A 24049-nucleotide genomic window follows, 5' to 3' on the forward strand; every position below is an offset into this window, starting at 1 on the left:
CCGTCAAGGCGGGGCGCCCGCGCGCGGCGCCGCGTGCGTGCGCCGAGAGGCCACCACCGGGGCGTCCGCCCGCCCGCGACCGGCCACGTGCTGGCCTCTCGCGACCCGTCCAGGCCCGAGGCGGCCCGACGAGATTGCAGCAGACGCGGGGTTCGGAGCCGGGAACCCAGCAACGACGGCAATCTCGACGCACGCGGTGGGCGGACGCGCGAGGGCCCGGCCACCGCTACGGGTGGCCGGGCCCTCGTCCCCGCGCCGCGTCAGCGGCGGCGGGTCACTTCTTGTTGCGGCGCTGGTGGCGCGTCTTGCGCAGCAGCTTGCGGTGCTTCTTCTTCGCCATGCGCTTGCGGCGCTTCTTGATGACGGAGCCCATGGGTCCTCACTCGCTTCCGGTGGCGAGCGCTCGGGCGTCCGCCAGTTCTGGTCGTTCGACGCGCGGCACGACCGGCCGGGGAGCCGGTCCGATCACCTCGGCCCGGCTGCCGCGGAACGCCCACGCACGGGAAAGTCCGCCCCCCACCTTACGCGATCCGGCGGGTCGCCGCCGAAACGACCGGGAGGACCTGCTTCAGGACGACAGCCGCCCGGCCCGGGGGCCCTCGCCGGCGTCGCCGTCCACGTCCTGGTCGAGCCGCGCGGTCGCGAGGTAGTGGTCGAGCGCGTCCTGCGGCACGCGGAACGAGCGCCCCACGCGCACCGCCGGCATCTCGCCGGAGTGCAGCAGCCGGTAGACGGTCATCTTCGAGACCCGCATGACCTCGGCGACCTCGGCCACGGTGAGGAACCGCACGCGCCCGGGCTGCTCGCTCGTCATGGCCGCTCTTCTCGTTCGTGCGCGCTCGGGGCGCGGGACGGGGTGCGGCGACGGTTCGCCGCGCTGACACCCTAGAGCCTGGTGGGGCTGCTGTGAAAGAGGAGGCGGGTGTGACCACCCGTGCGGGTCGGTGCCACGCCACGGACGCACGCCACGGACGCACGGCGCGGGCGGCACCGGTGCGACCCCCGGGCCGGCCGCGGTCAGTCGTGCAGGGGGTCCAGGCCCAGGAGCGGGAACACGGCCGACCGCGTCGCCCGCACCGCCCGGTCCACGTCGTCGGCGGGGTCGAACCCCGCCGACCACGGGGTCCACCGCAGGTCGGCGCCGTCGGACATCGACCCCGGGCCCTCCCGGCCGTACAGCTCGACGACCTGCGCGCGCCACTCCGGCGGCATCCGGGTCGCGGGGTCGAGGGGGTGGTGCGCCGCGATCGCGAGCAGGTGCGTCCACGCGCGCGGCACCACGTCGACGACCGCGTAGCCCCCGCCGCCCAGCGCGAGCCACCGGCCGCCGGACACCTCGTGCGCGAGGTCGTGCAGCCACGACGACGCCAGGCGCTCGGCGTCGACGGAGACGTCGAGGTTCGCGATCGGGTCCTCGACGTGCGCGTCGCAGCCGTGCTGCGTGACCATGACCTGCGGCGCGAAGGCGCGCAGCACCGGCGGCACCACCGCGTCGATCGCGCGCAGCCACGCGGCGTCCTGCGTGTGGGACGGCAGCGCGACGTTGACGGCCGACCCCGGGGCGCCGGGCCCGCCGGTCTCGTCCGGGAACCCGGTGCCGGGGAACAGCGTCGCGCCGCTCTCGTGCACCGACACGGTCAGCACGCGCGGGTCGTCCCAGAACGCCCGCTGGACCCCGTCCCCGTGGTGGGCGTCGACGTCGACGTACGCGACCCGCTCGGCGCCGTCCGCCAGCAGCGCCCGGATCGCGACGGCGGCGTCGTTGTACAGGCAGAACCCGGACGCCGCGCCGGGCATCGCGTGGTGCATCCCGCCCGTGAGGTTCACGGCGTGGTCGGCCTCGCCGCGCCACACCGCGAGCGCCGCCTCCCGGCTGCCGCCGACGATCCGGGCAGCGGCCTCGTGCATCCGCGGGAACACCGGGTCGTCCTCGGTGCCGATGCCGCGCGACGCGTCACCCCGGCCGCCGTCGGACGCCCGCCGGACGGCCTCGACGTACGCGGCCTCGTGGACGGTCTCGAGCTGCGCGTCCGACGCCGGGTCGGCGCCGACCACCTCGACGCCCGGCAGGTCCAGCAGGCCGAGCGCCCGCGCGAGCCGCACCGTGAGGTCGAGGCGCAGGGGCGCCATCGGGTGCCCGGGTCCGAAGTCGTAGTCCAGGAGCTCGGGGGTCCACACCACGCGCACCCCGGTCATGACCCACACCGTAGCCGCTGCACGCCGGGGACAGCGCGGGCGTGCCACAGTGGAGCCCGCGCGCGGCCCGGAGGCCGGGCGACCGGGGTCGGACGGCGGGCGGGAGGGCGGATGGCTGGGGGTCTCCCCGGGGTGCTGTGGTCGGGGCGCGAGCTCGTCGACCGCCTCGCCCGGCAGTCGCCGGCCCGGCTCGCGCTCGGCGTCTTCGCGTCGGTCGTCGCCCTGTTCACGGTGCTGCTGTCGATGCCGTGGGCCACGGCGAGCGGGGAGCGCGCGCCGTTCGTCGACGCCCTGTTCACCGCCACCTCGGCGGTCTGCGTGACGGGCCTGGTCACCGTCGACACCGGCACGTACTGGTCGGGCGCGGGCCAGGCGACGATCCTCGTCGGCATCAAGATCGGCGGGCTGGGCGTCATGACCCTCGCGTCGATCCTCGGGCTGGCGGTGTCGCGGCGGATCGGGCTGACCCAGAAGCTGCTGGTCAGCTCGGAGACGAAGACCACGCGGCTCGGCGAGGTCGGCTCCCTGGTGAAGACCGTCATCATGACCTCGACTCTGCTCGAGGTCATGATCGCGCTCGTGCTGCTGCCGCGGCTGCGGATGCTCGGCGACTCCTGGGCCGAGGCCGTCTGGCACGCGGGCTTCTACGCCGTGTCCGCGTTCAACAACGCCGGCTTCATCCCCACCGAGCAGGGCCTGGCCCCGTACGCCTCGGACTGGTGGGTGCTGCTGCCCATCATCGTCGGCGTGTTCATCGGGTCGCTCGGGTTCCCCGTGATCCTCAACGTCGCGCGCACGTGGCGGCGTCCCCGCCGGTGGAGCCTGCACTCGAAGCTGACGATCACGACCAGCGCCGCGCTCGTGGTGTTCGGCTCCGTCGTGGTGGCGGCGTTCGAGTGGACGAACCCGCGCACGCTCGCGCCGCTGAGCTGGAGCGAGACGCTGCTCGCGGCCCTGTTCGCGGGGGTCATGCCGCGGTCCGGCGGGTTCTCCACGGTGGACGTCGGCTCGATGCACGAGGGCACGTGGCTGCTCAACGACGCGCTGATGTTCGTCGGCGGCGGCTCGGCGTCCACGGCCGGCGGCATCAAGGTCACGACGCTGGCCGTCATGCTGCTCGCGATCGTCGCGGAGGCCCGGGGCGACCGCGACGTCGAGGCGTTCGGGCGCCGCATCCCGCGCGAGGCGCTGCAGGTCGCCATCGCGGTGTCGCTCGTCAGTGCGACGATCGTCCTGGTGGCCTGCCTGCTGCTGCTCGCGATCACCGGGCTGACGCTCGACGTGGTGCTGTTCGAGGTGATCTCGGCGTTCGCGACGGTCGGTCTGTCCACCGGGATCACCGGCGACCTGCCCGACGCCGGGAAGTACGTGCTCACCGTCCTGATGTTCATCGGCCGGACCGGCACGATGACGCTGGCCGCGGCGCTCGCGCTGCGCAGCCGTCGTCGGGTCATCCGGCTGCCCGAGGAGAGGCCGATCATTGGATGACCTGAAGCGGACCGGGGCGACCGGGCTGCGTCCGCTCGGCGGCGCGCAGCCCCGTGCCCGCGACGAGGCGCGCCCCGGCAAGGAGCCGAAGCGGGACGCGGGCATCCTCGTCATCGGGCTGGGCCGGTTCGGCTCGGCGATCGCCGGCACCCTGGACCGGCTGGGGCAGGACGTGCTGGCCGTCGAGCGCGACCCGGAGCTCGTGGCGCAGTGGACCGGGCGGATCCCGCTGGTCGAGGCGGACGCGACGAACCCGGAGGCCCTCGAGCAGCTCGGCGCGCGCGAGTTCGCGGTCGCCGTGGTCGGTGTCGGGTCCTACCTCGAGGCGTCGGTGCTCATCACGGGCAACCTCGTGGACCTCGGCACCCCGCAGATCTGGGCCAAGGCGATCAGCACCGAGCACGCACGCATCCTGCAGCGCATCGGCGCGCACCACGTCGTGCTGCCGGAGGCGGACGCCGGGTCCCGCGTCGCGCACCTGGTCTCGGGGAAGATGCTCGACTACATCGAGGTCGAGGACGGCTTCACGATCGTCAAGATGAAGCCGCCGCGCGAGACGCAGGGCTTCACGATCGGGCAGTCGCGGATCCGGGAGCGGTACGGCGTGACGGTGATCGGCGTGAAGAGCCCGGGGGTCGACTTCGTCTACGCGACGCCCGACACCCGGATCTCCGCGAACGACCTGCTGATCGTGTCGGGGCACGCGGACCTGCTCGAGCGGTTCGCGGCCCGGCCGTGAACCGGCGGGGCGGCGGCCCGGCCGGCCCCGGACCGCGGGACAGCCGCGCGCTGCTGGTGGACGCGCTGCGCCGGGCGGACGCGCTCACCCAGGTGGAGCTGGTCGCGGCGACGGGCCTGTCGCCGGGCACCGTGTCGACCGCGGTGGCGGCGCTGCACGCGGAGGGCCTGGTGCGGGTCGCGCCGACCACGCGGTCCGGGCGGCGCGCGCGGGCGGTCTGGCTGGCGACGCCCGGCGGCGTGCTCGCGGGCGTCCACTGCTACCTCGACGAGGCCCGGGTGCTGCTGGACCTCGGCGACGGCGTGCCGGTGGAACGGTCCGTGCCGCTGCCCGGCGGCCACCGGGCGGAGCGCGCCGTCCGGGAGGCCCGGGCGGCGCTGGACGCGCTGCTGGCGGAGACCGGGACCGACCCCGCGGCCGTCGCGGCGGTGGGCGTCGGGGTGCCCGCTCCCGTGGAGGTGCGCACGGGCCGGGTGGCCGGCTCCGGCGTGCGCACCGGGTGGGGCGGCATGGTCGCGGCCCCGGGCCTCCTCGCTCCCGCCCCCGGGGTGCCCGTGGTGTTCGACAACGACGGCAACCTCGGGGCGCTGGCGGAGGCCCGGCTGGGCGCCGGGCGCGGCTGCGGCACCGTCGTGCACGTCGCGCTCAGCGAGGGGGTCTCCGGCGGCATCGTGGTCGGCGGGGAGGTCGTGCACGGCCGCACCGGCACCGCCGGCGAGCTGGGCCACCTGACCATCGACCCCGACGGGCCCGTCTGCTCGTGCGGGAACCGCGGCTGCCTCCAGGTGTACGCCGGGTCGGCCGGGGTGCTGGACCTGCTGCTCGCCAGCCACGGCCCGATGACGCTGGGCGACGTCCTGGCACGCGCGGCCGAGGGCGACCCCGGCTGCCGGCGGGTGCTGTCCGACGTCGGCCGGCACCTGGGCACCGCGCTCGCGTCGGTCTGCACCGTGCTCGACCCGGACGTGCTCGTGGTCGGCGGCGTGCTCGCCGAGGCGGGTGACCTGCTGCTCGACCCGCTGCGCGAGGTCCTGGCCGAGCGCACCGCCGTCACGTCCGGCGCCGTCGTGGACGTCGTCGCGGGGCACCTCGGCGCCGCCGCCCCCGCGCGCGGCGCACTGCTGCTCGCGCGCGACGCGGTGCTGGCGGGTCACGCCGCAGCGGGGTGACCCGCGGCCGCCGGGGCGGGCCGACCGGTGTCCGCCGGGGCGCGGCGTGCCTGGTGGGACGGGCGGGAAGGGCTCAGGTCGGCCCCGGATCTGCCGATACCGTCGCATGTAGGACCATCTCCGCCGGAGGTGGCGCGGCAGGGACCGGAGGTGCCAGGTGTCCGCACCGGTGACCGCCGGATCGCCGGCGCCCGGACCCCGCGGCGGCGACCAGGCGACCCCGGACTCCCCCGGGCCGGCCGGGGTGCCGCGGCAGCCCGGCGCGACCGGGTCGCCGGCCGGGGTCCCCGCGCAGGACGCCGACGGCGCCGGGCCGGGACCGTCGGCGATCGCCCGCCGGCTGGAGGCCCTCGAGCGCCTGGGGGCGGTGGCCGCCGGGCCGGAGCCCCGGTTCGACCGCGTGGTGCGCCTGGCGCGGCTGGTCTTCGACGTCCCGACCGCGACCGTGTCGCTGATCGGGGCGGACGCGCCGCGGGACGCCGCGGCACCGGCCGTGCTCGAGGACCGCGGCCCCGACGTCCGCCTGCGGTTCTACGCCGAGCACCCGCTGCTCGGCGCCGACGGCCGCACGATGGGCACGCTGTGCATCGCCGACACCCGGCCGCGCACGTTCACGGCCGACCAGACGGCACTCCTGCGGGACCTCGCGGGCTGGGTCGCGCACGAGCTCGGGGTGGACGCCGAGCTCGGCCGGGCGCAGCAGGTGCAGATGGGGCTGCTCCCGCGCGAGACCCCCCGGGTCCCGGGGTACGAGCTGGCCGGCGCGTGCCTGCCGAGCCGCACCGTCGGCGGCGACTTCTACGACTGGTACGCGGCCGGCGACGGGCTCGTGGTGACCCTGGCGGACGTCATGGGCCGCGGGCCCGCCGCCGCCGTGCTGGCCGCCGCGGTGCGCGAGCTGCTGCGCGAGTCCGCCCACGGCGAGCCCGTCGACCGGGCGATGCTGCACGCGGGGGCGGTGCTCCAGACCGACCTGTCGGACTCCGGGCTGTTCGCGACCGCGTTCCACGCGCGCCTCGACCCGGCCACGGGCGACCTCGCGTACGCCGACGCCGGCCACGGCCTGACCCTCGTGGTCCGGGTGGACGGGACGTGGGAGCGGCTCGACGCGCTCGGCCTCCCGCTCGGAGCCTCCGACGAGGCCGCTCGGGCGCTCGGGCGGACGACCCTCGAACGCGGCGACCTGCTGGTGACGTTCAGCGACGGGGTGCTCGACCTGTTCGACGGGTCCCTGCGGTGCCTGCCGCTCATCGCCGGCGAGCTGCTGGACTGCCCGTCCGCCGACGAGGCCGTGCAGCGCCTGCTGCGCCTCGCCGCCGTGGCGGACCCGCGGCCGGACGACATCACGGTCGTCGCGCTGCGCCGCACGCCGGCCTGACCCCGTCCCGGGCGCACCCCGTGCCCGCCCTGCGCCCGCCCCGTGCCCGCCCTGTGCACACGCGACGGGGGCCGGGACGGATCGCTCCGTCCCGGCCCCCGGCCGTGCTGCGCGGCGTGCTCAGCGAGCGGCGCCCGCGCGGCGCTTGTTGAAGATGTCGAACGCGACGGCCAGCAGGAGCACGAGGCCCTTGACGATCTGCTGCGTCGACTGCGGCACGCCCATGAGCTGCATGCCGTTCGACATGACGGCCATGATCAGGCCACCGACCATGGCGCCGGTCACGCGGCCGACACCGCCGGTGGTCGACGCGCCGCCGATGAAGCAGGCGGCGATGGCGTCGAGCTCGAACATGTTGCCCGCGCCGGGCTGGGCGCCGTTGGAGCGGGACGAGTAGATCGCACCCGCGACACCGGCGAGCAGGCCCATGTTGACGAAGATCCAGAAGTTGACCTGCTTGACCTTCACGCCGGACAGCTGCGCGGCGTTGAGGTTGCCGCCGATGGCGTACACGTGGCGGCCGAACACCGTCCGGTTCGTCACGACGTTGTAGGCGAGGATCAGCACCGCGAGGATGATGAGCACGATCGGCAGGCCGCGGGAGTGCGCGAGCTGCCAGGCGAACGCCATGACGACCGCGGCGACCAGGACGATGCGGAGCACGAACAGCGGCATCGCCTCGACGGCCTGCTGGTACCGGATCCGGCCCATGCGGGACCGCCACGAGCTGATCGCGAAGGCGACCACGGCGAGCGCCGCGACGACCAGCGTGAACACGTCGTAGCCCGGACCGCCGAACAGCCCGTTGAGGAACCCGCCGGCCACCTTCTGGTAGGTCTGCGGGAACGGCGACAGGGAGATGTTGTCCAGCACCTCGTAGGTGAGGCCGCGGAACAGGAGCATGCCGGCCAGCGTCACGATGAACGCCGGGATGCCGACGTACGCGACCCAGAAGCCCTGCCACGCACCGACCAGGACGCCCACCACGAGCGCGGCGAGGATGCCGACCCACCACGGCTGGCCGTTCTTGATCACGAGGATCGCGGAGACCGCACCGGTGAGCGCCACGACCGACCCGACCGACAGGTCGATGTGCCCGCCGATGATGACGATCACCATGCCGATCGCGAGGATCAGGATGTACGAGTACTGCAGCACGATGTTCGTGACGTTGTTCGGCGCCAGGAGCAGGCCGTCCGTCAGGAACGCGAACAGCGCGATGATCGCGACGAACGCGATGTAGATACCACTCGTCCGCAGGTTCTTCGTGAAGATGTCCCGCAGGCCGTCGACCGCCGTCATCGGACCGTCTCCCTTTCCTTCGTCATGAGCTCCATGAGCCGTTCCTGGGTCGCCTCGGCACGCGGCAGCACACCCGTGATCCGGCCGAAGGCCAGGGTGTAGATGCGGTCGCAGATGCCGAGCAGCTCGGGCAGCTCGGAGGAGATGACCACGACGGCCTTCCCGGAGTCAGCGAGCTTGTTGATGATCGTGTAGATCTCGTACTTGGCACCGACGTCGATGCCGCGGGTCGGCTCGTCCAGGATCAGCACCTCGGGGTCGGTGTAGATCCACTTGGACAGGACGACCTTCTGCTGGTTGCCGCCGGACAGCTTGCCCGCCAGGGCCATGACCGTCGGCGACTTGATGTTCATCGACCGCCGGTACTCCTCGGCGACCTTGATCTCCTCGTTGCCGTTGACCCAGCCGCCCTTCGACAGCTTGCCGAGCGCGGCGGCCGAGATGTTGCGGCGGATGTCCTCGATGAGGTTGAGGCCGTAGGTCTTGCGGTCCTCCGTGGCGTAGGCCAGACCGTGCTTGATGGCCTCGGCCACGCTGCGGGTGGAGATCTCCTTGCCGTGCAGGAAGACCTTCCCGGAGATGTTCCGGCCGTAGGAGCGACCGAAGATGCTCATCGCGAGCTCGGTGCGCCCGGCGCCCATGAGGCCCGCGATGCCGACGATCTCGCCGGCCTTGACCTCGAACGACGCGCCGTCGACGACCACGCGGCCGGGCTGCGTCGGGTGCTCGACGTGCCAGTCCTCCACGCGGAAGACCTCCTCGCCGACGTGCGACACGTGCTCCGGGTACCGGTGCTCGAGGTCGCGGCCGACCATGCCCTTGATGATCCGCTCCTGCGTCACCTGGTCGGCCACCATGTCGAGCGTCTCGATGGTGCGGCCGTCCCGGATGATCGTCGTGGAGTCGGCGATCTCGGCGATCTCGTTGAGCTTGTGCGAGATCATGATGCAGGTGATGCCCTGGCCCTTGAGGTGCCGGAGCAGGTCGAGCAGGTGCTCGGAGTCCGAGTCGTTCAGGGCCGCGGTCGGCTCGTCGAGGATGAGCAGCTTCACCTTCTTGGAGAGCGCCTTGGCGATCTCCACGAGCTGCTGCTTGCCGACGCCGAGCTGGCCGATCGGGGTGGTCGGGTTCTCGTCGAGGCCGACCCGCGCGAGCAGCGCCGCCGACTCGGAGTTCGCCCGGTTCCAGTCGATGAAGCCGCGGCTCTCGCGCTCGTTGCCGAGGAAGATGTTCTCGGCGACGGACAGGTAGGGCACCAGGGCGAGCTCCTGGTGGATGATCACGATCCCCTTGTGCTCGGAGTCGTTGATCGAGCCGAACTCGACCGTCTCCCCGTCGAAGCGGATCTCACCGTCGTAGGTGCCGTGCGGGTACACGCCCGACAGCACCTTCATGAGGGTGGACTTGCCGGCCCCGTTCTCGCCGCAGATGGCGTGGATCTCCCCCCGCTTGACGCTCAGGTTGACGTCCTGCAGAGCCTTGACCCCGGGAAAGGTCTTGGTGATGGAGTGCATTTCCAGGATGTGGTCGCTCATGCGGCCTCGACCGTCCTCGTTCGTCGGGCGATGGGGGGCGCCGCGGCCCTGGCCGGCCGGACTCGTGCCGGCCGGCCAGGGGTGACGCGGGTGCTGTCAGGCGATCAGGCCTGGCCGCTCGCGACCTGCTCCTCGGTCCAGTAGCCCGAGTCGATCAGGAGCGACTGGATGTTGCCGGCGTAGACGATGTCCGACTCCAGCAGGTAGGACGGGACGACCTTGACGCCGTTCTCGTACGTCTCGGTGTCGTTGGCCTCCGGCTCCTCGCCGGCGAGGAACGCCTGCGCGGAGACGACGGCCTGCTCGGCGAGCTTGCGGGTGTCCTTGAAGATCGTCGAGAACTGCACGCCGTCGTTGATGAGCTTGACGGAGGCGATCTCGGCGTCCTGGCCGGTCACGATCGGCAGGCCGGCGTCGATGCCCGGGCCGTAGCCCGCGTTCTGCAGCGCCGTGATGATGCCGCGGGAGATGCCGTCGTAGGGCGACAGCACGCCGTCGACCTTCGAGCCGTCCGCGTACGTGGAGGTCAGGAGGTCCTCCATGCGCTTCTGGGCGGTCTCCTGCAGCCAGCGGAGCGTGGCGACCTGCTCGATGTCGGTCTGGCCGGACTTCACGACGAGGGTGCCCTCGTCGATGTACGGCTGGAGGGTGTCCATCGCGCCCTGGAAGAAGAAGTGCGCGTTGTTGTCGTCCAGCGAGCCGGCGAACAGCTCGATGTTGAACGGGCCGGTGGCGTCGCCCTCGGAGCCGTCCTCGGTGAGCAGGCCGAGGCCCACGAGCAGCGAGGTGGCCTGCTGGACACCCACGTTGTAGTTGTCGAACGTGACGTAGAAGTCGACGTTCTCGGTGTCGCGGATCAGGCGGTCGTACGCGATGACCGGGATGCCGGCGTCGGCGGCGGACTGCAGCTGGTTGGCCAGCGCGGTGCCGTCGATGGAGGCGACGATCAGCAGGTCGACGCCCTTCGTGATCATCTGCTCGATCTGCTGCGACTGCGTCGGGATGTCGTCGGCCGCGTACTGCAGGTCGACCGAGTACCCGAGGTCCTCGAGCTGGCTCTTGACGGCGTTGCCGTCGGCGATCCAGCGCTCCGAGGTCTCGGTCGGCATCGCGACGCCGATCGTCTGGTCGCTGGGCTCCGCGGTGCTGCCGCCGTCGCCGCCCTCGCTGCTGCCGGCGCCACCGCCGGAGCATGCCGCGAGAGCGAGCACGAGCGCGCCGCCGAGCGCGGCGAACCGGATGCTCTTCATGTCCTTCTCCTCCTCGAGAGGGTTGCTGACCTCGTCGTCTGCGGGCACGTCATGCGCCGTCGCCCGTCCTGCCCTGCTCCGCCCTGGGGGGTCACGGACCCCCGTCGTCGGCGAGCACGGAGCACACTCTCCCGGGCTTGAGTTCGGGAAGTCAAGCCAAGGTTCGGGCTCGAAGGTTGCAGATGGATAACGGTCGATCACGACGTGTGTACGTGCAGGTCAGGGCGTTTGTGCGCGCTCACTTCCGCGCCCGCGGACCCCCGTTCGGCCCACACTCGTCTGCCGATCTTGAGTTTGGCGGCCGAACTCATGCGGTCGGTTTCTCCCGTGTGATCGGCTCCACGACGGTCCGCGCCCCGCCGGCCCTGAACACAGCAACGGCCCGCCCCGCGGGGTGCGGGACGGGCCGTCGCGGCTCGCGCTGCGGGCTCAGAGCCCCTGGGCGAGGCGGTAGTACACCTGGTTCCACCGCACCTGGTCGCGGAATCCGCGCCGCGTGGTGTGCTCGTCGATCACCAGCAGCTCGGTGCCGGCGATGTCCGCGTAGATCTCGAACGCCTCCACGCCCGCCGCGGTCGACATCACCGTGTGGTGCGCGCCGCCCGCCGTCAGCCACGCCTCGGCCGACGTCGCGAAGTCCGGCCGCGGCTCCCACACCGCGCGGGCCACGGGCAGGTTCGGCAGCTCGTGCGTCGGGGGCACGACGTCCACGACGTTCGCGGTCATGCGGAACCGGTCCCGCATGTCCGCCAGGGACACCACGACGGCCTCGCCCGGATCCGCGTCGAACACCATGCGGACCGGGTCCTCCTTGCCGCCGATGCCGAGCGGGTGGATCTCCACCTTCGGCGTCGACGTGGTCAGGGAGGGGCAGATCTCGAGCATGTGGGCGCCGAGGATCTTCTCCGCGCCCGGCGTCAGGTCGTAGGTGTAGTCCTCCATCAGCGACGCGCCGCCGGGCAGGCCCTCGCCCATGACCTTGGCCGCGCGCACCAGGACGGCCGTCTTCCAGTCGCCCTCCGCCCCGAACCCGTAGCCCTTCGCCATGAGGCGCTGCACGGCGATGCCCGGGAGCTGGCGCAGCGCGCCGAGGTCCTCGAAGTTCGTCGTGAACGCCTTCGCGCCCAGCCCGGTCAGGAACGTCTCGAGCGCGACCTCCTGCCGGGCGGCGTACCGCAGCGACTCGTGCCGCTCGCCGCCGCGGCGCAGCTCGGCCACGACGTCGTACAGGTCCTCGTACTCGGCCACGACGCGGTCGACGTCGGAGTCCGCGACCGCGTCGACGGCCGCGACCAGGTCGTTGACGCCCCAGGTGTTGACCGAGACGCCGAACCGCAGCTCGGCCTCGGTCTTGTCGCCCTCGGTGACCGCGACGTTGCGCATGTTGTCCCCGAACCGGGCGAGCTTCAGCTCGTGCGTCGCCGCCCAGCCGGCCGCGGCGCGGGCCCAGGTGCCGACGCGCTTCGTCACGGCCGGGTTCGACGCGTGGCCGACGACGGTCGTGCGGGCGACGCCCAGGCGGGACGCGATGTACGCGTACTCCCGGTCGCCGTGCGCGGCCTGGTTGAGGTTCATGAAGTCCATGTCGATGGTGGACCACGGCAGCTCGACGCCGGCCTGGGTGTGCAGGTGCAGCAGGGGCTTGCGCAGGGCGTCGAGGCCCGCGATCCACATCTTCGCCGGGCTGAACGTGTGCATCCACGTGATCACGCCGAGCACCCGGTCGTCCGAGTTCGCGTCGAGCATCGCCCGGCGGATCGACACGGAGTCCTTGAGCACCGGCTTCCAGACGACCGTCGCCGGCACGTCCGGGGACGCGTCCAGCAGGCGCGCGACCTCCTGCGACTGCTCGGCCACCTGGCGGAGGGTGTCCTCCCCGTACAGGTCCTGGCTCCCCGTGAAGAACCAGATCTCGCGTGCGTAGGGCTTGGTCATGCGTCCTGCTCCTTCGTGGTGGCGGCAGCACCGGTGCTGCCCTGGCCGTAGACGTTCTGGTACCGGGCGTACAGCGAGTCGACCTGCTCCTGCGGGATCGGCAGCGGCTCCCCGAGCTGGCGGGAGACGTGCACGGTGCGCGCGACCTCCTCGACCATCGCGGCCGCCTTCACCGCGGCCTTGCCGTCCCTGCCGATCGTGAACGGGCCGTGGTTCTGCATGAGCACCGCGGGGCTGCGGGAGTCCCGCAGCGTCTCGACGATGCCGCGGCCGATGGAGTCGTCGCCGATCAGCGCGAACGGGCCGATCGGGATGTCGCCGCCGAACTCGTCCGCCATCATCGTCAGCACGCACGGCACCGGCTCGGCCCGGGCGGCCCAGGCGGTCGCGTAGGTGGAGTGGGTGTGCACGACGCCGCCGACGCGCGGCATGTGGCGGTAGACGTACGCGTGCGCGGCCGTGTCCGACGACGGCGAGCGGGTGCCCTCCACGAGGTTCCCGTCGAGGTCGCACACCACCATCGACTCCGGGGTCAGCTCGTCGTACGTCACGCCCGACGGCTTGATGACGAACAGGTCGGCCTCGGACGGCGTGCCGTCGGGCGACACCGGCACGCGCTGCGAGACGTTGCCGGCCGTCCAGACGATCAGGCCCCAGCGGGGCAGCTCGGCGTGCAGGGCCGAGACGACCTCGCGGGTGCGCGCGACGGCGTCACGCACCTCCTGCGGGTAGTCGGCCAGGGTCGTGGTCATCGCGGGTCTGCCTCCAGGGTCGGGGAGCGGGTCACAGGGCGGTGGTGGCGGCGCGCTCGACGGCCAGCCCCGCCTCGTAGCGGTCGAGGAACGCGGCGAAGCCCGCCACGTCGGCGGCGTCCGGCGTCACCGTGTCGAGGACGACGTCCCCGAACACCCGCTCGGCCAGGTAGGTGCCCAGGTCGGTGTCGCCCGCCGCGTCGAGGTAGGCCGCGAGCACCGCGATGCCCCACGCGCCGCCCTCCGCCGCGGTCTCGCCGACGGCGACGGGCGCGTCGACGGCGGCGGCCAGCAGGCGCTGCGCCACGCCGGCGGTCTTGAACATGCCGCCGTGCGCGAACATCGAGTCGATGGCGACGCCCTCGCCGGACAGCACGCGCATGCCCAGCGCGAGCGTGCCGAACGCCGAGGAGATCTGGGTGCGCATGAAGTTCGCGAGCGTCAGGCGGCTGCCCGGCGTCCGGACCACCAGCGGCCGCCCCTCCTCCAGACCGGTGATCGGCTCGCCGGCGAGGTAGTTGTACGCCAGCAGGCCGCCGCCGTCCGCCTCCCCGTCCAGCGCCGCGCGGAACAGCGCGCCGAACACCGCGTCGGCACCCGCGGGGGCGCCCAGCGCGGTCGCGAACTCGCCGAACAGGCCGGCCCACGCGTCCAGCTCCGAGGCGCCGTTGTTGCAGTGCACCATCGCGACGAGGTCGCCCGCGGGCGTCGTGACGAGGTCGAGCTCGTGGTGCACCCGCTGCAGCGGCTGCTCGAGCACGACCATCGCGAAGATGCTGGTGCCCGCGCTGACGTTGCCGGTGCGGGGCGCCACGGAGCCGGTCGCGACCATGCCGGTGCCGGCGTCGCCCTCGGGCGGGCAGAGCGGCGTGCCGGGGCGCAGCGCCCCCGACGGGTCGAGCAGGGCGGCGCCCTCCTCGGTCAGCCGGCCCGCGTCCTGACCGGCGACCAGCACCTCCGGCAGCAGGTCGCGCAGCGACGTCCCGGGCCGGCGCGCGGCGATCAGCTCGTCGGCCTGCGCCAGCATCCGCGCGTCGTAGTCGCGGGTCGCGGGGTCCACCGGGAACATGCCCGAGGCGTCGCCGACGCCCAGCACGTGGCGCCCCGTGAGGCGCCGGTGCACGTAGCCGGCCAGCGTGGTGAACGAGGCGATCTGCGGCACGTGCGGCTCGTCGTCCAGCACCGCCTGGTAGAGGTGCGCGACCGACCAGCGCAGCGGGATGTTGTACCCGAGCAGCTCGGTGAGCGCGGCGGCGGCCGGGCCCGTCGAGGTGTTGCGCCACGTGCGGAACGGGACGAGCAGCTCGCCCTGCGCGTCGAACGGGAGGTAGCCGTGCATCATCGCGGAGACGCCGAGGGCGCCCACGGACCCGAGGCGGACGCCGTGGCGGCGCTCGACGTCGGCGTGCAGGTCGGCCACCGCTGCGCGCAGGCCCTCCCACACCGCGTCGAGCGAGTAGGTCCAGACCCCGTCGACGAGCTGGTTCTCCCACGCGTGGCTGCCCGTGGCGAGCGGGGCGTGGTCCGGCCCGATGAGGCAGGCCTTGATGCGGGTCGAGCCCAGCTCGATGCCCAGCGACGTGCGTCCCTGCGTGATCGCCGCGCGTGCGACGTCGTCGTGCTCCTGCGCCATGGCGGTGCTCCGTCCCTCGTGCGGGCTGCTCTGCCCGGGGCGTGGCGTGCCCGGCCGGCGCTCACCCGTCCGCGGCGCCGGTCACCGCGCACGATGTTAGCGCTCACACACGGCCGCGCCAACCGTGCCGGTCAGCGCGGCGCGGCGGAGCTCGCACGGACCACCAGCGTGGCCGGGAGCAGGGTGCGGGGCACGTCCTCGTCGGCGAGCGCGCGCACCAGCGCGGCGATCGCCGACCGCCCCAGCGCGGGGAAGTCCTGCCGCACGGTCGTCAGCGGCGGCACGAAGTACGCCGCGCCCGCCTCGTCGTCGAACCCCACCACCGAGACGTCCTGCGGCACCCGCAGGCCCCGCTCCCAGAACGCCCGCAGCAGGCCGAGCGCGAGCTGGTCGTTCGCCGCGAACACCGCCGTCGGCAACCCGTCCTCGACCATCCGCAGCCCCTGGCGATAGCCCGACTCCGCCGACCAGTCGACCTCCACCGGGTCCGGTGCCGCGACACCCGCCGCCGCGCACGCCTCCCGCCAGCCCGCCAGGCGCTCGCGCGCGTCGAACCAGTCCTGCGGTCCCGCCAGGTGCACGACCTCCCGGTGGCCGAGCCCCGCGAGGTGACGGGTCGCGGAGCGGGCGCCGTCGCGCTGGTCGACGCCCACCGCCACGATGCGCGCGTGCTGCGCGGCGGGCTCGACCAGCGGCCCCGACGTCACCGTCACCACGGGCACCGGGGCGGCAGCCTCCGCCACCGCGTCCGCCACGTCGACCTGCGGCGCGATGATCGCGATGCCCTCGACGCCCTGGTCGAGGAAGTGCTCGAGCGCCCCGCGCAGGGTGCCGGCGTCGAACCGGTCGATCGCGGCGACGCTCACGTAGTAGCCGACCTCCCGGGCGGCGCTCTCCAGGCCGAGCAGCGTGCTCGTCGGCCCGTGGTGCGCCGACGACGTCGTGACGACCCCCAGGGCGCCCGAGCGACGCGTGACCAGGGCCCGCGCCGCGCTGTTGCGCCGGTACCCGAGCTCGGCGATGGCCCGCTGCACCCGCTCGCGGGTCTCCGGGCGGACGCTCGGGTGCTCGTTCAGCACCCGGGACACCGTCTGGTGCGAGACGCCCGCGAGCGCGGCGACGTCGCTCATCGCCGGCGGGCGGCGGGCCGGGACGCCGGCCACGGCGGGCCTACCGCTCCGCGCCGGGGGCGGGCCGGGCGGCCGCGCCCAGCTCCCGGGACCGGTCGTACGCCGCACGCGCCGCCGCGACGACGCCCGCCCGCACGCCGTGGGCGTCGAGCTGCGCCACCGCCGCCACCGTGGTCCCGCCGGGCGACGAGACGCGCTCGCGCAGCACCACCGGGTGGTCGCCCGTGGACGCCGCGAGCGCACCGGCGCCCTCGACGGTCGCGACCGCCAGCCGCGTCGCGAGCTCGCGGGTCAGCCCGAGCAGCACGCCGGCCTCGGCCATGGCGTCCACCAGGTACAGGGCGTACGCCGGGCCGGAGCCGGACACCGCCGTCACCGCGTCGAGGTCCTTCTCCGCGACCCGCACCACGAGGCCGGTCGCCGCCAGCGCGGTCTCCGTCAGCGCCAGGTGCTCCTCGGTCGCGTGCGTCCCGGCGGCGATCGCGCTCGCCCCCTTGCCGACCAGCGCCGGCGTGTTCGGCATGACCCGCACGACCGGGGTGCCCTCGGGCAGGGCGTTCTCGTACACCGCCAGCGGCACGCCCGCCGCGACGGACACCACGAGCGTCCCCGGGCGCAGCGCCGGCGCGATCTCCGCCAGCACCTCCGGCACCACCTGCGGCTTGACCGCCACCAGCACCAGGCCGGCCCGGCGGGCGGCCTTCGCGTTCGGGTCCGCCGCCCGCACGCCGTAGCGGCCCGACAGCTCGGTCGCCCGCGCCGCCGAGCGCTCCGTGACGTCGACGTCGTCCGCCGTCCAGCCCGCCGCGAGGAGGGCGGTGACCAGGGCCTCGCCCATGACGCCGCCGCCGAGGACCGCCGTGTGCGGTCGAGCCGTGCTGTCGGACATGGACGCTCCTCGTGCCGGGGACGCGGCCGCGCGCACCGGCCGTCGGTGGGCGAGCCTAGTCCGGCACGCGGACCCCGGGCGGGACGCGGGGCGCCCGGCCCGACCGGCGCAGGGGGAGGCGGGTCGGACCGGACGCCGTCCGTGGGAGCGGCTCAGGAGCCCGGCGGGGCCATCCCCTGGGCGCCGCCGGCTGCACCACCCGGACCCATCATGCCGCCTCCGACCTGCTGCCGGTTGTCGTTCGACGACCCGGACAGGCCCGTCAGCCCCGAGCTCGACGCGTCGTCGCCGGGGTCCAGCTCCACGCCGAGGTCCGCCAGGACGACCTCGTCGCCCGCGGACAGCCCCTCGACGATCTCCGTGCGCTCCGCGCCGACCGCCCCGCGCTCCACCTCGACGTCCTGCACCACGCCGTCGCGCAGCACCTGCACCGTCGCCGTCGTGCCGTCCAGGTGCACCGCGGAGGACGGCACCGTCAGCGTGTCCGCCGACGACGCCACCGCGACCGACACCTGCGCGGACGACCCGTCGAACAGGGCCGCCTCCTGCGCGTCCAGGGCGATGTCCACGGTGTACGACGGGTCCGCGGACGAGGTCGACGCGTTCAGCACGCCGATCGCCGTCACCGTCCCCGTGAGGTCCGCGTCCGAGGTCGCCACGGAGACGTCCGCGGACTGCCCGACCTCGAGCAGGTCCACCTGGGTGAGCGGCACCGTGGTCGACACGGTCCAGCCGTCGTCGCCCAGGACGGTGATGACCGCCGACGTCGACCCGGCCTCGACCGTGTCGCCCGCCGCGATCGACACCGCCGCCACCGTGCCGGCGACCGGCGTGGTGAGGTCCACCAGGGCGAGCCGGCTCTGCGCCACCGCCAGGTCGGCCTCCGCCTCGTCGATCCGGGCCTGGTCGGCCAGCAGGTCGGCGGCGCTCGCGACCACGCCGCCGCCCGTGGCCCCGGCCGCGGACGTCCCGGAGGCGGACGCACCCGATCCCGACGTGGTGCCGGCGGGAGCCTCCGCGCCGGCGTCCTGCCCGCCCGTGCCCGTGGTGGGCGCGGTGCCCGTGCCGTCCGTGCCCGTGCCCGTGCCGTCGGTGCCCGTGCCGTCGGTGCCGTCCGTGCCCGACCCGCCGGAGCCGTCGGTGCCGCCGGTGCCGCCGGTGCCGGAGGACAGGGCCGCGAGCGCGTCGGTGACAGCCTCGTCCAGGTCGGCGGCGAGCTGCTGCAGCGCGCTCTGCGCCTCGTCCACCGCGGTCTGCGCGTCGAGCACCGCGGCGGTCGCGTCCTGGCACGCGGCGAGCTGCTCCTGCGCGTCGGCGGTGCCCGTGGCGTCCGTCGTGACGGCCGCCGCCAGGACCACCGCGGGGGTCGACCCGGTGGTGAGCGCACTGGTCTGCGCGGTGGTCGCGTCCTCGGTGGCGGTGCCGTCGGTGGCGGTGCCGTCGGTGGCGGTGCCGTCCTCGGTCGTGCCGTCCTCGGTGGTGGCGCCGTCGGCCGAGCCCGCGGTGCCGCCCGCCTCGTCCGCGCCGCCGTCGCCGGACCCGCCGGTGCCGCCGGACCCGTCGTCGCCGTCCGTGCCGCCCGTGTCCCCGCCCCCGCCGTCCGTGGTCCCGTCGAGGTCGAGGAACGGCTGGCAGGTGTCCCGGGCCGTGGTGACCGCGTCCGAGGCGGTGACCAGCAGCCCCTGCGCGGTCTCGTACTGCGCCAGCAGCGCGCGCTGCGCCGCCGTCACCGCGGCGACGGCAGCCGCGGCGGCGCCCTGGTCCGACCCGCCCGAGCCGCCCGACCCGCCCGGGTCCGACGAGCCCGAGCCCTGTCCCGACGAGCCCGAGCCCCCGCTGCCCGACCCCGTCGAGGTCTGCGCGGCGGGCGCGGACGGGGTGGCCGCGCCGTCGGCGGCCGTCGCATCCCCGGCGCCCGAGGCACCGGCCGACGACGCCCCGCTCGACGCGTCGGTCGAGGTGCTGCTGGTCGAGGTCTGCGACTCGATGTCGTCCTCGAGCTGCTGCTGCGCGTCCGCGAGCGCCTGCTCCGCGTCGGTCACGGCGTCCTCCAGGGAGGTGGGGTCCAGCGAGGCCAGCACCTGCCCCGCGGTGACGGTGTCGCCGACCGCCACGGCGACGTCCGCCACCGTCCCGGCGACCGGGAACGCCCGGTCCGAGCGGGTCGCGGAGGCGACCGTCCCGGTGGTGTCGACCGTCTGGTCCACCGTCCCGGGCTCCGCGGTCGCGGTCCGGTAGCCCGGGCCGGACGTCCGGGTCAGCGCGAGGGCCACCCCGCCGCCCGCCAGCAGCAGGGCGAGCGCACCGGCCACGCCGCCCGCGACGACGCGCCGGTGCCGGCGGGGGCGGCGCGAGGGCCGCGGCGGCCGCGCGGGTCCGTCCCGCCACCGCCGCGGGACCCGGGGGCGGACGCGGCGCAGGCTGTCACGCACCGGCGGCCTCCCCGTCCTCGGCGCCGGGACGGCCCGGCATCCCGCCGAACCCGCCGCCGAACCCGCTGGTGCAGCCGTCGTCGCCCGGCTCGGACAGCGTCAGGCTCGTGGCGGCGACCTGCCCGGAGTCGTCGGCCTCGCCCTGCGCGAGCACGCAGAGCCCGACCGCGATGGCGGACGCGTCGGTCGCGGCGGTCGTCGTGTAGGCCGTCGCGTCGTCGACGGTGACCGTCGTGGTGGTCGCGTCGCCGCCTGCCGCCGTGCCGTCGTCGTCGCCCGTCGGGATGCCGGTGCTCTCCACGGTGATCGTGCTGCCGGACACCTCGGTGACGAGCCCGGCGGTCAGACCGCCGCCGGGCACCATCCCGTCGGGCATGCCCGTCGGGGCTCCGTCGGGCCGCTCGCCGTCCGCGGGCGCGTCGGGCATGTCCGTCGGCATGCCCGAGGGCCGCTCGCCGTCCCCCCACGCGCCGCCGCCGGAGCCGCCGGGGCCCGCCGTGCACGCGCCGTCGGTCGCGGCGCTCACGGCGACGCTCGTCGCCGCCGTGTCGTCGCCCGCGCCGAGCACGACGACGCACGACCCGACGGTCACGTCCGCGAGCGACGCCGCGACCGTCTGCGTGATCGTCGTGCCGTCGTCCCACGTCACCGCGGTCTGCCCGTCGTCGCCCTGCACCTGCATCAGCGCGTCCGACACGGCGGCGATCTCGCCGCTGGTGCCGCCGCCCGGCCCGCGGCCCGTGCCCGCCGCGGCGGCGGGGTCCTGGGCGGTCCCCGAGGTCGCGGCCGGAGCCGCCTCGGACGCGGCGGTGCCGGACGAGCACGCGCCGACCAGGGTCAGCAGCGCCACGGTGCCGATCGCGCCGACGGCGCCGGACCTGCCGGCGCGGGGTCGCAGCGTCCGGCGGGTGCGCGTGGTGGTGGTCATGTCTCTCCTCGGGGTGCGGGCGGGGGTCACTCGGACCGCAGCGCGTCGATGGGGGCGAGCCGGGCGGCCCGGGTGGCGGGGTAGACGCCGAACACGAGGCCGATCGCGAGGGCCACGGCGACGGAACCGGCGACGGCGGCGCCGGACACGACGACCGACGTGCCGAGCAGGCCGGGCAGCACGGCCGCCGCGACGACGCCGAGCACGGCGCCGAGCAGGCCGCCGGCCAGGCCGAGCACGGCGGCCTCGACGAGGAACTGCCGGCGGATCGCCCACGGCGGGGCGCCGAGCGCCTTGCGCAGGCCGATCTCACGGGTCCGCTCCGTGACGGACACCAGCATGATGTTCATGACGCCGATCCCGCCGACCAGCAGCGACAGCGCCGCGATGCCGGTGAGCAGGACCGTGAGCGTCCGGTACACGGACGTGGCGGTGCTGACCAGGGCGTCCTGGCTGTCGATGCTGAAGTCGGCGCTGTCCGCGTCGGTGATCCCGTGCAGGTTGAGCAGCAGCGTCTGCGCCTCCTGGTAGGCGGCCGAGAGCTGGTCGGCCGACGCCGCCTGCACGTACACGGTGGTGAGGGAGCTGCGCGTCAGGCTGCCGGAGACCGTGTCGGCCGCGGTCGTCAGCGGTACGACGACGACGTCGTCCAGGTCGCTGTCCGTGCTCGACCCGGCCTCCGCCAGCACCCCGACGATGGTGAACGGGGTGTCGGCGATCGTGAGCTGCTGCCCGACGACGCGGGTGGTGCCGAACAGCTCGGTGGCCGTCGTCGCGCCGACCACGGCGACGGCGGCACCCGCCGCGTCGTCCTCCGCCGTGAAGAACTCCCCGGAGGCGACGGTCCGCGAGCGCACCGACGGCCAGTCGACGGTCGTCCCGACGACGCTCGTCGTCCAGTTCGTGTCGTTCGCCTCGACCGACAGCGACGACTCCTTCTCCGGCGCCACCGCCCCGATGTCGGGGGCGTTCACCGGCGAGGCGAGCGCCTCGGCGTCCGAGCGGGTGAGCGTCGCGCCGGTGCCGAACCCGCCGCGCAGCCCGTCGGAGTCCGTCGAGGACCCGGGCGTCACGATGAGCAGGTTCGAGCCGAGCGCGCTGATCTGCTCGCTCACGTCCTTCTGGGTGCCCAGGCCGAGGCCGACGGTGAGGATCACCGCGGCGATGCCGATGAGGATGCCGAGCACGGTCAGCAGCGAGCGGAGCTTGTGCCCGCGCACCGCCGACCAGCCGGTGCGCAGGGTCTCGGACCACGTCATCGCGGGTTCACCTCGTCGGACTGGATGACGCCGTCCCGCACGAAGACGATGCGCCGCGCGTGCTGCGCCACCTCCAGCTCGTGCGTGATGAGCACGATCGTGCGGCCCTGCGCGTGCAGGTCGTCCAGCAGCGCGAGCACGTCCTCGGTGGAGGCCGAGTCGAGGTTGCCCGTCGGCTCGTCCGCGAGGATCAGCGCCGGCTCCCCGACGAGGGCGCGGGCGACCGCGACGCGCTGCTGCTGACCGCCGGACAGCTCGCCCGGGCGGTTCTCGAGCCGGTCCCCGAGCCCCACCCGCTCGAGAGCGGCCACCGCCCGGTCGCGCCGCTCGGCGGCCGGCACCCGGCCGTACACCAGCGGCAGCTCGACGTTCCGCCAGGCCGGCAGGGACGGCAGCAGGTGGAACTGCTGGAACACGAACCCCAGGCGCCGGTTGCGGACCTCCGCGAGCTCCTCCTCGTCCAGGTCGCCCACGTCCTCGCCCGCCAGCCGGTACGTCCCGGCGGTCAGGACGTCCAGGCACCCGACGATGTTCATCAGGGTGGACTTGCCCGAGCCCGACGGGCCCATGATCGCCACGTACTCGCCGGTCGCGATGCCGAGGTCCACCCCGCGCAGCGCCTCGAACTCGATGCTGCCGGTGCGGTAGGTCTTGCGGGCGCCGGCGAGCTCGATGACCGGGGCGCCCTCCGGGGTCGGGTCCGGCGGCCGGCGCTCCAGCACGGCCTCAGCCATTGCCGCCGCCCGGGAACCCGTCCGGGAACCCGCCGGAGAAGTCCGGCATCTCCCCGGAGAAGTCCGGCATCCCGCCCGAGAAGTCCGGCACCTGGCCGCCGCCCTGCTGCTCGTCGTCGGAGCCCGTGCCGGCGCGCGGCGTGAACGCCGTGACCAGCACCTCGTCGCCCTCGGCCAGCCCGTCGGTGATCTCCACCAGGGTGCCGGAGGTCTCGCCGACGGTGACCTCCGTGGTGACCTGCTCGCCGTCCGCACCCTCCTGCGTGACGACGGAGCGGCCGTCCACGGTGGTCACCGCCGCCGCGGGCACGGTCAGCACGTCGGTGCGGCGCTCGTAGATGATCGAGACGTCCGCGGACACGCCGTCGTGCAGGCCCTCCGGGGACCCGGTGACGTCGACCGTCACCGGGTAGGTGGCGACGCCCGAGGAGCTCGACGGGACGAGCCCGACCTCCCCGACCGTGCCGTAGACGGTGTCCGCCACGTCGTCGACGGTCAGCTCCACCTGGTCGCCGACGTCGACCAGCGCGACGTCGGACTCCCCGACCGACACGGACACCTGCCAGGCGTCCGTGCCGACGATCACGAACTGCGCGGTGGAGCTGCTCGTGGACGCGCTGGACGCGCTGGACCCCTGGGAGGCCCCGACGGCCCCGCCGGAGGCACCGGAACCCGCCGAGCCGCTCGTCGACGACCCGCTCGACCCCGAGCTCCCGGCGACGACGTCGCCGACCTCCAGGTCCACCGAGGTCACGAGACCCGCCACCGGTGCGGTCAGCGTCGCCCCGGCCAGGTCCTCCTGCGCCGCGTCCACGGCCGCCTGCGCGACCTCGACCTGCGCGGTGAGGGCGGCGACCTGCGCGTCGGAGGCGTCCGAGCCGTCCGCCTCGTCCTCGGCGTCCGCGAGCGACGCCTGGGCGGACGCCAGGTCGGCCTTCGCGGACAGCAGCGCCGCGTCGAGCTGCAGGGTGTCGACCGTGGCGAGCTGCTGCCCGGCGGTGACGGTGTCCCCCGCCGCGACGTCGACCGACTGCACGGTCCCGCTCACGGCGAACGCGACGTCCTCCTGCACGGCCGGCGTCAGCGTGCCGCTGGCCGAGACGGACTGCTCGATGGTCGACAGGCTCGCGGCGACGGCGCTCGTCGTCGACGCCGGGGCCGCGGCCTGCGCCGGCTCCTCCCGCAGCGCGAGCAGGTACCCGCCCGCCCCCGCCACACCGACCAGCAGCACCACGCCCACCACGCGCACCCAGGCGCGGGTGCGTCTCCACAGCCTCAGCATGTTCTCCCTCACGACGGT

At 74.6% G+C, this 24049-nt stretch carries 20 protein-coding genes; 4 read left to right on the top strand and 16 right to left on the bottom strand.

Features of this window, described 5'->3' with window-relative positions; all coding sequences use genetic code 11:
* Positions 1 to 274: 274 nt before the first annotated feature.
* The 3 genes from P9841_RS09025 to P9841_RS09035 all read right to left on the bottom strand — a co-directional run bounded on the left by P9841_RS09025 (position 275) and on the right by P9841_RS09035 (position 2196).
* On the bottom strand, positions 275 to 373 hold the full coding sequence (locus P9841_RS09025; protein WP_003792170.1) for a 30S ribosomal protein bS22: 99 nt from the start codon (positions 371 to 373) through the stop codon (positions 275 to 277).
* A 195-nt stretch (positions 374 to 568) separates the two neighbouring features.
* Complete coding sequence (locus tag P9841_RS09030) at positions 569 to 814, bottom strand: helix-turn-helix domain-containing protein (protein ID WP_222171172.1); 246 nt, start codon at positions 812 to 814, stop codon at positions 569 to 571.
* Positions 815 to 1017: 203 nt separating this feature from the next.
* Complete coding sequence (locus tag P9841_RS09035) at positions 1018 to 2196, bottom strand: acetoin utilization protein AcuC (protein ID WP_283321686.1); 1179 nt, start codon at positions 2194 to 2196, stop codon at positions 1018 to 1020.
* Between the two features lie 111 nt (positions 2197 to 2307).
* Here P9841_RS09035 and P9841_RS09040 point away from each other — a divergent pair, with 111 nt between their 5' ends.
* The 4 genes from P9841_RS09040 to P9841_RS09055 all read left to right on the top strand — a co-directional run bounded on the left by P9841_RS09040 (position 2308) and on the right by P9841_RS09055 (position 6970).
* Positions 2308 to 3684 (top strand): TrkH family potassium uptake protein, encoded by a 1377-nt coding sequence (locus P9841_RS09040; protein WP_283321687.1) that lies wholly within the window; start codon positions 2308 to 2310, stop codon positions 3682 to 3684.
* Between the two features lie 25 nt (positions 3685 to 3709).
* Positions 3710 to 4423 carry a potassium channel family protein gene (locus tag P9841_RS09045; RefSeq protein ID WP_459349115.1) on the top strand — a complete coding sequence of 238 codons (714 nt, stop codon included), beginning with the start codon at positions 3710 to 3712 and terminating at the stop codon, positions 4421 to 4423.
* Positions 4420 to 5592 carry an ROK family transcriptional regulator gene (locus P9841_RS09050; RefSeq protein ID WP_283321688.1) on the top strand — a complete coding sequence of 391 codons (1173 nt, stop codon included), beginning with the start codon at positions 4420 to 4422 and terminating at the stop codon, positions 5590 to 5592. The genes P9841_RS09045 and P9841_RS09050 overlap by 4 nt, the downstream gene beginning before the upstream one ends.
* 157 nt (positions 5593 to 5749) lie before the next feature.
* Positions 5750 to 6970 (top strand): PP2C family protein-serine/threonine phosphatase, encoded by a 1221-nt coding sequence (locus P9841_RS09055; RefSeq protein WP_283321689.1) that lies wholly within the window; start codon positions 5750 to 5752, stop codon positions 6968 to 6970.
* 120 nt (positions 6971 to 7090) lie between these two features.
* On the opposite strand, the gene mmsB is transcribed toward P9841_RS09055, so the two are convergent.
* The 13 genes from mmsB to P9841_RS09120 form a co-directional block, all read right to left on the bottom strand.
* Positions 7091 to 8272 (bottom strand): multiple monosaccharide ABC transporter permease, encoded by a 1182-nt coding sequence (mmsB, locus tag P9841_RS09060; RefSeq protein ID WP_222171168.1) that lies wholly within the window; start codon positions 8270 to 8272, stop codon positions 7091 to 7093.
* On the bottom strand, positions 8269 to 9807 hold the full coding sequence (gene mmsA / locus P9841_RS09065; protein WP_283321690.1) for a multiple monosaccharide ABC transporter ATP-binding protein: 1539 nt from the start codon (positions 9805 to 9807) through the stop codon (positions 8269 to 8271). Before mmsA ends, mmsB begins: the two co-directional genes overlap by 4 nt.
* A gap of 104 nt (positions 9808 to 9911) precedes the next feature.
* Positions 9912 to 11057: a multiple monosaccharide ABC transporter substrate-binding protein gene (gene chvE, locus P9841_RS09070; RefSeq protein ID WP_283321905.1), complete on the bottom strand. Its 1146-nt coding sequence runs from the start codon at positions 11055 to 11057 to the stop codon at positions 9912 to 9914.
* Positions 11058 to 11486: 429 nt separating this feature from the next.
* Positions 11487 to 12992 carry an L-arabinose isomerase gene (araA, locus tag P9841_RS09075; RefSeq protein WP_283321691.1) on the bottom strand — a complete coding sequence of 502 codons (1506 nt, stop codon included), beginning with the start codon at positions 12990 to 12992 and terminating at the stop codon, positions 11487 to 11489.
* Entirely contained in the window at positions 12989 to 13744 is a 756-nt protein-coding gene (locus P9841_RS09080; protein WP_222171165.1) for an L-ribulose-5-phosphate 4-epimerase, read from the bottom strand. Before P9841_RS09080 ends, araA begins: the two co-directional genes overlap by 4 nt.
* A 31-nt stretch (positions 13745 to 13775) precedes the next feature.
* A complete protein-coding gene (locus P9841_RS09085; protein ID WP_283321692.1) occupies positions 13776 to 15377 on the bottom strand; it encodes a xylulokinase in 1602 nt (533 codons plus the stop codon).
* Positions 15378 to 15508: 131 nt separating this feature from the next.
* Entirely contained in the window at positions 15509 to 16507 is a 999-nt protein-coding gene (locus tag P9841_RS09090) for a LacI family DNA-binding transcriptional regulator (protein ID WP_283321693.1), read from the bottom strand.
* 40 nt (positions 16508 to 16547) lie between these two features.
* A complete protein-coding gene (proC, locus tag P9841_RS09095; protein WP_283321694.1) occupies positions 16548 to 17396 on the bottom strand; it encodes a pyrroline-5-carboxylate reductase in 849 nt (282 codons plus the stop codon).
* 152 nt (positions 17397 to 17548) lie between these two features.
* Entirely contained in the window at positions 17549 to 19828 is a 2280-nt protein-coding gene (locus P9841_RS09100) for a permuted SH3 domain-containing protein (RefSeq protein ID WP_283321695.1), read from the bottom strand.
* The gene (locus tag P9841_RS09105) at positions 19821 to 20756 is read right to left on the bottom strand and encodes a hypothetical protein (protein ID WP_283321696.1); all 936 of its coding nucleotides are present in this window, start codon (positions 20754 to 20756) and stop codon (positions 19821 to 19823) included. The genes P9841_RS09100 and P9841_RS09105 overlap by 8 nt, the downstream gene beginning before the upstream one ends.
* 26 nt (positions 20757 to 20782) lie before the next feature.
* Complete coding sequence (locus tag P9841_RS09110; RefSeq protein WP_283321697.1) at positions 20783 to 22015, bottom strand: ABC transporter permease; 1233 nt, start codon at positions 22013 to 22015, stop codon at positions 20783 to 20785.
* Positions 22012 to 22749 (bottom strand): ABC transporter ATP-binding protein, encoded by a 738-nt coding sequence (locus tag P9841_RS09115; protein WP_283321698.1) that lies wholly within the window; start codon positions 22747 to 22749, stop codon positions 22012 to 22014. Before P9841_RS09115 ends, P9841_RS09110 begins: the two co-directional genes overlap by 4 nt.
* Positions 22742 to 24031, bottom strand: a complete 1290-nt coding sequence (locus P9841_RS09120; protein ID WP_283321699.1) for an efflux RND transporter periplasmic adaptor subunit — start codon at positions 24029 to 24031, stop codon at positions 22742 to 22744. Before P9841_RS09120 ends, P9841_RS09115 begins: the two co-directional genes overlap by 8 nt.
* Between the last annotated feature and the right edge of the window lie 18 nt (positions 24032 to 24049).

This window comes from Cellulomonas sp. ES6 (genome assembly GCF_030053835.1).
GTDB lineage: Bacteria > Actinomycetota > Actinomycetes > Actinomycetales > Cellulomonadaceae > Cellulomonas.

What these genes read in the sequence shown, in the direction of transcription:
- P9841_RS09025 (WP_003792170.1), bottom strand. Translation starts at nt 373, where the DNA reads ATGGGCTCCGTCATCAAGAAGCGCCGCAAGCGCATGGCGAAGAAGAAG.
- P9841_RS09030 (WP_222171172.1), bottom strand. Translation starts at nt 814, where the DNA reads ATGACGAGCGAGCAGCCCGGGCGCGTGCGGTTCCTCACCGTGGCCGAG.
- P9841_RS09035 (WP_283321686.1), bottom strand. Translation starts at nt 2,196, where the DNA reads ATGACCGGGGTGCGCGTGGTGTGGACCCCCGAGCTCCTGGACTACGAC.
- P9841_RS09040 (WP_283321687.1), top strand. Translation starts at nt 2,308, where the DNA reads ATGGCTGGGGGTCTCCCCGGGGTGCTGTGGTCGGGGCGCGAGCTCGTC.
- mmsB (WP_222171168.1), bottom strand. Translation starts at nt 8,272, where the DNA reads ATGACGGCGGTCGACGGCCTGCGGGACATCTTCACGAAGAACCTGCGG.
- mmsA (WP_283321690.1), bottom strand. Translation starts at nt 9,807, where the DNA reads ATGAGCGACCACATCCTGGAAATGCACTCCATCACCAAGACCTTTCCC.
- chvE (WP_283321905.1), bottom strand. Translation starts at nt 11,057, where the DNA reads ATGAAGAGCATCCGGTTCGCCGCGCTCGGCGGCGCGCTCGTGCTCGCT.
- araA (WP_283321691.1), bottom strand. Translation starts at nt 12,992, where the DNA reads ATGACCAAGCCCTACGCACGCGAGATCTGGTTCTTCACGGGGAGCCAG.
- P9841_RS09080 (WP_222171165.1), bottom strand. Translation starts at nt 13,744, where the DNA reads ATGACCACGACCCTGGCCGACTACCCGCAGGAGGTGCGTGACGCCGTC.
- P9841_RS09085 (WP_283321692.1), bottom strand. Translation starts at nt 15,377, where the DNA reads ATGGCGCAGGAGCACGACGACGTCGCACGCGCGGCGATCACGCAGGGA.
- P9841_RS09090 (WP_283321693.1), bottom strand. Translation starts at nt 16,507, where the DNA reads ATGAGCGACGTCGCCGCGCTCGCGGGCGTCTCGCACCAGACGGTGTCC.
- proC (WP_283321694.1), bottom strand. Translation starts at nt 17,396, where the DNA reads ATGTCCGACAGCACGGCTCGACCGCACACGGCGGTCCTCGGCGGCGGC.
- P9841_RS09105 (WP_283321696.1), bottom strand. Translation starts at nt 20,756, where the DNA reads ATGACCACCACCACGCGCACCCGCCGGACGCTGCGACCCCGCGCCGGC.
- P9841_RS09110 (WP_283321697.1), bottom strand. Translation starts at nt 22,015, where the DNA reads ATGACGTGGTCCGAGACCCTGCGCACCGGCTGGTCGGCGGTGCGCGGG.
- P9841_RS09115 (WP_283321698.1), bottom strand. Translation starts at nt 22,749, where the DNA reads ATGGCTGAGGCCGTGCTGGAGCGCCGGCCGCCGGACCCGACCCCGGAG.
- P9841_RS09120 (WP_283321699.1), bottom strand. Translation starts at nt 24,031, where the DNA reads ATGCTGAGGCTGTGGAGACGCACCCGCGCCTGGGTGCGCGTGGTGGGC.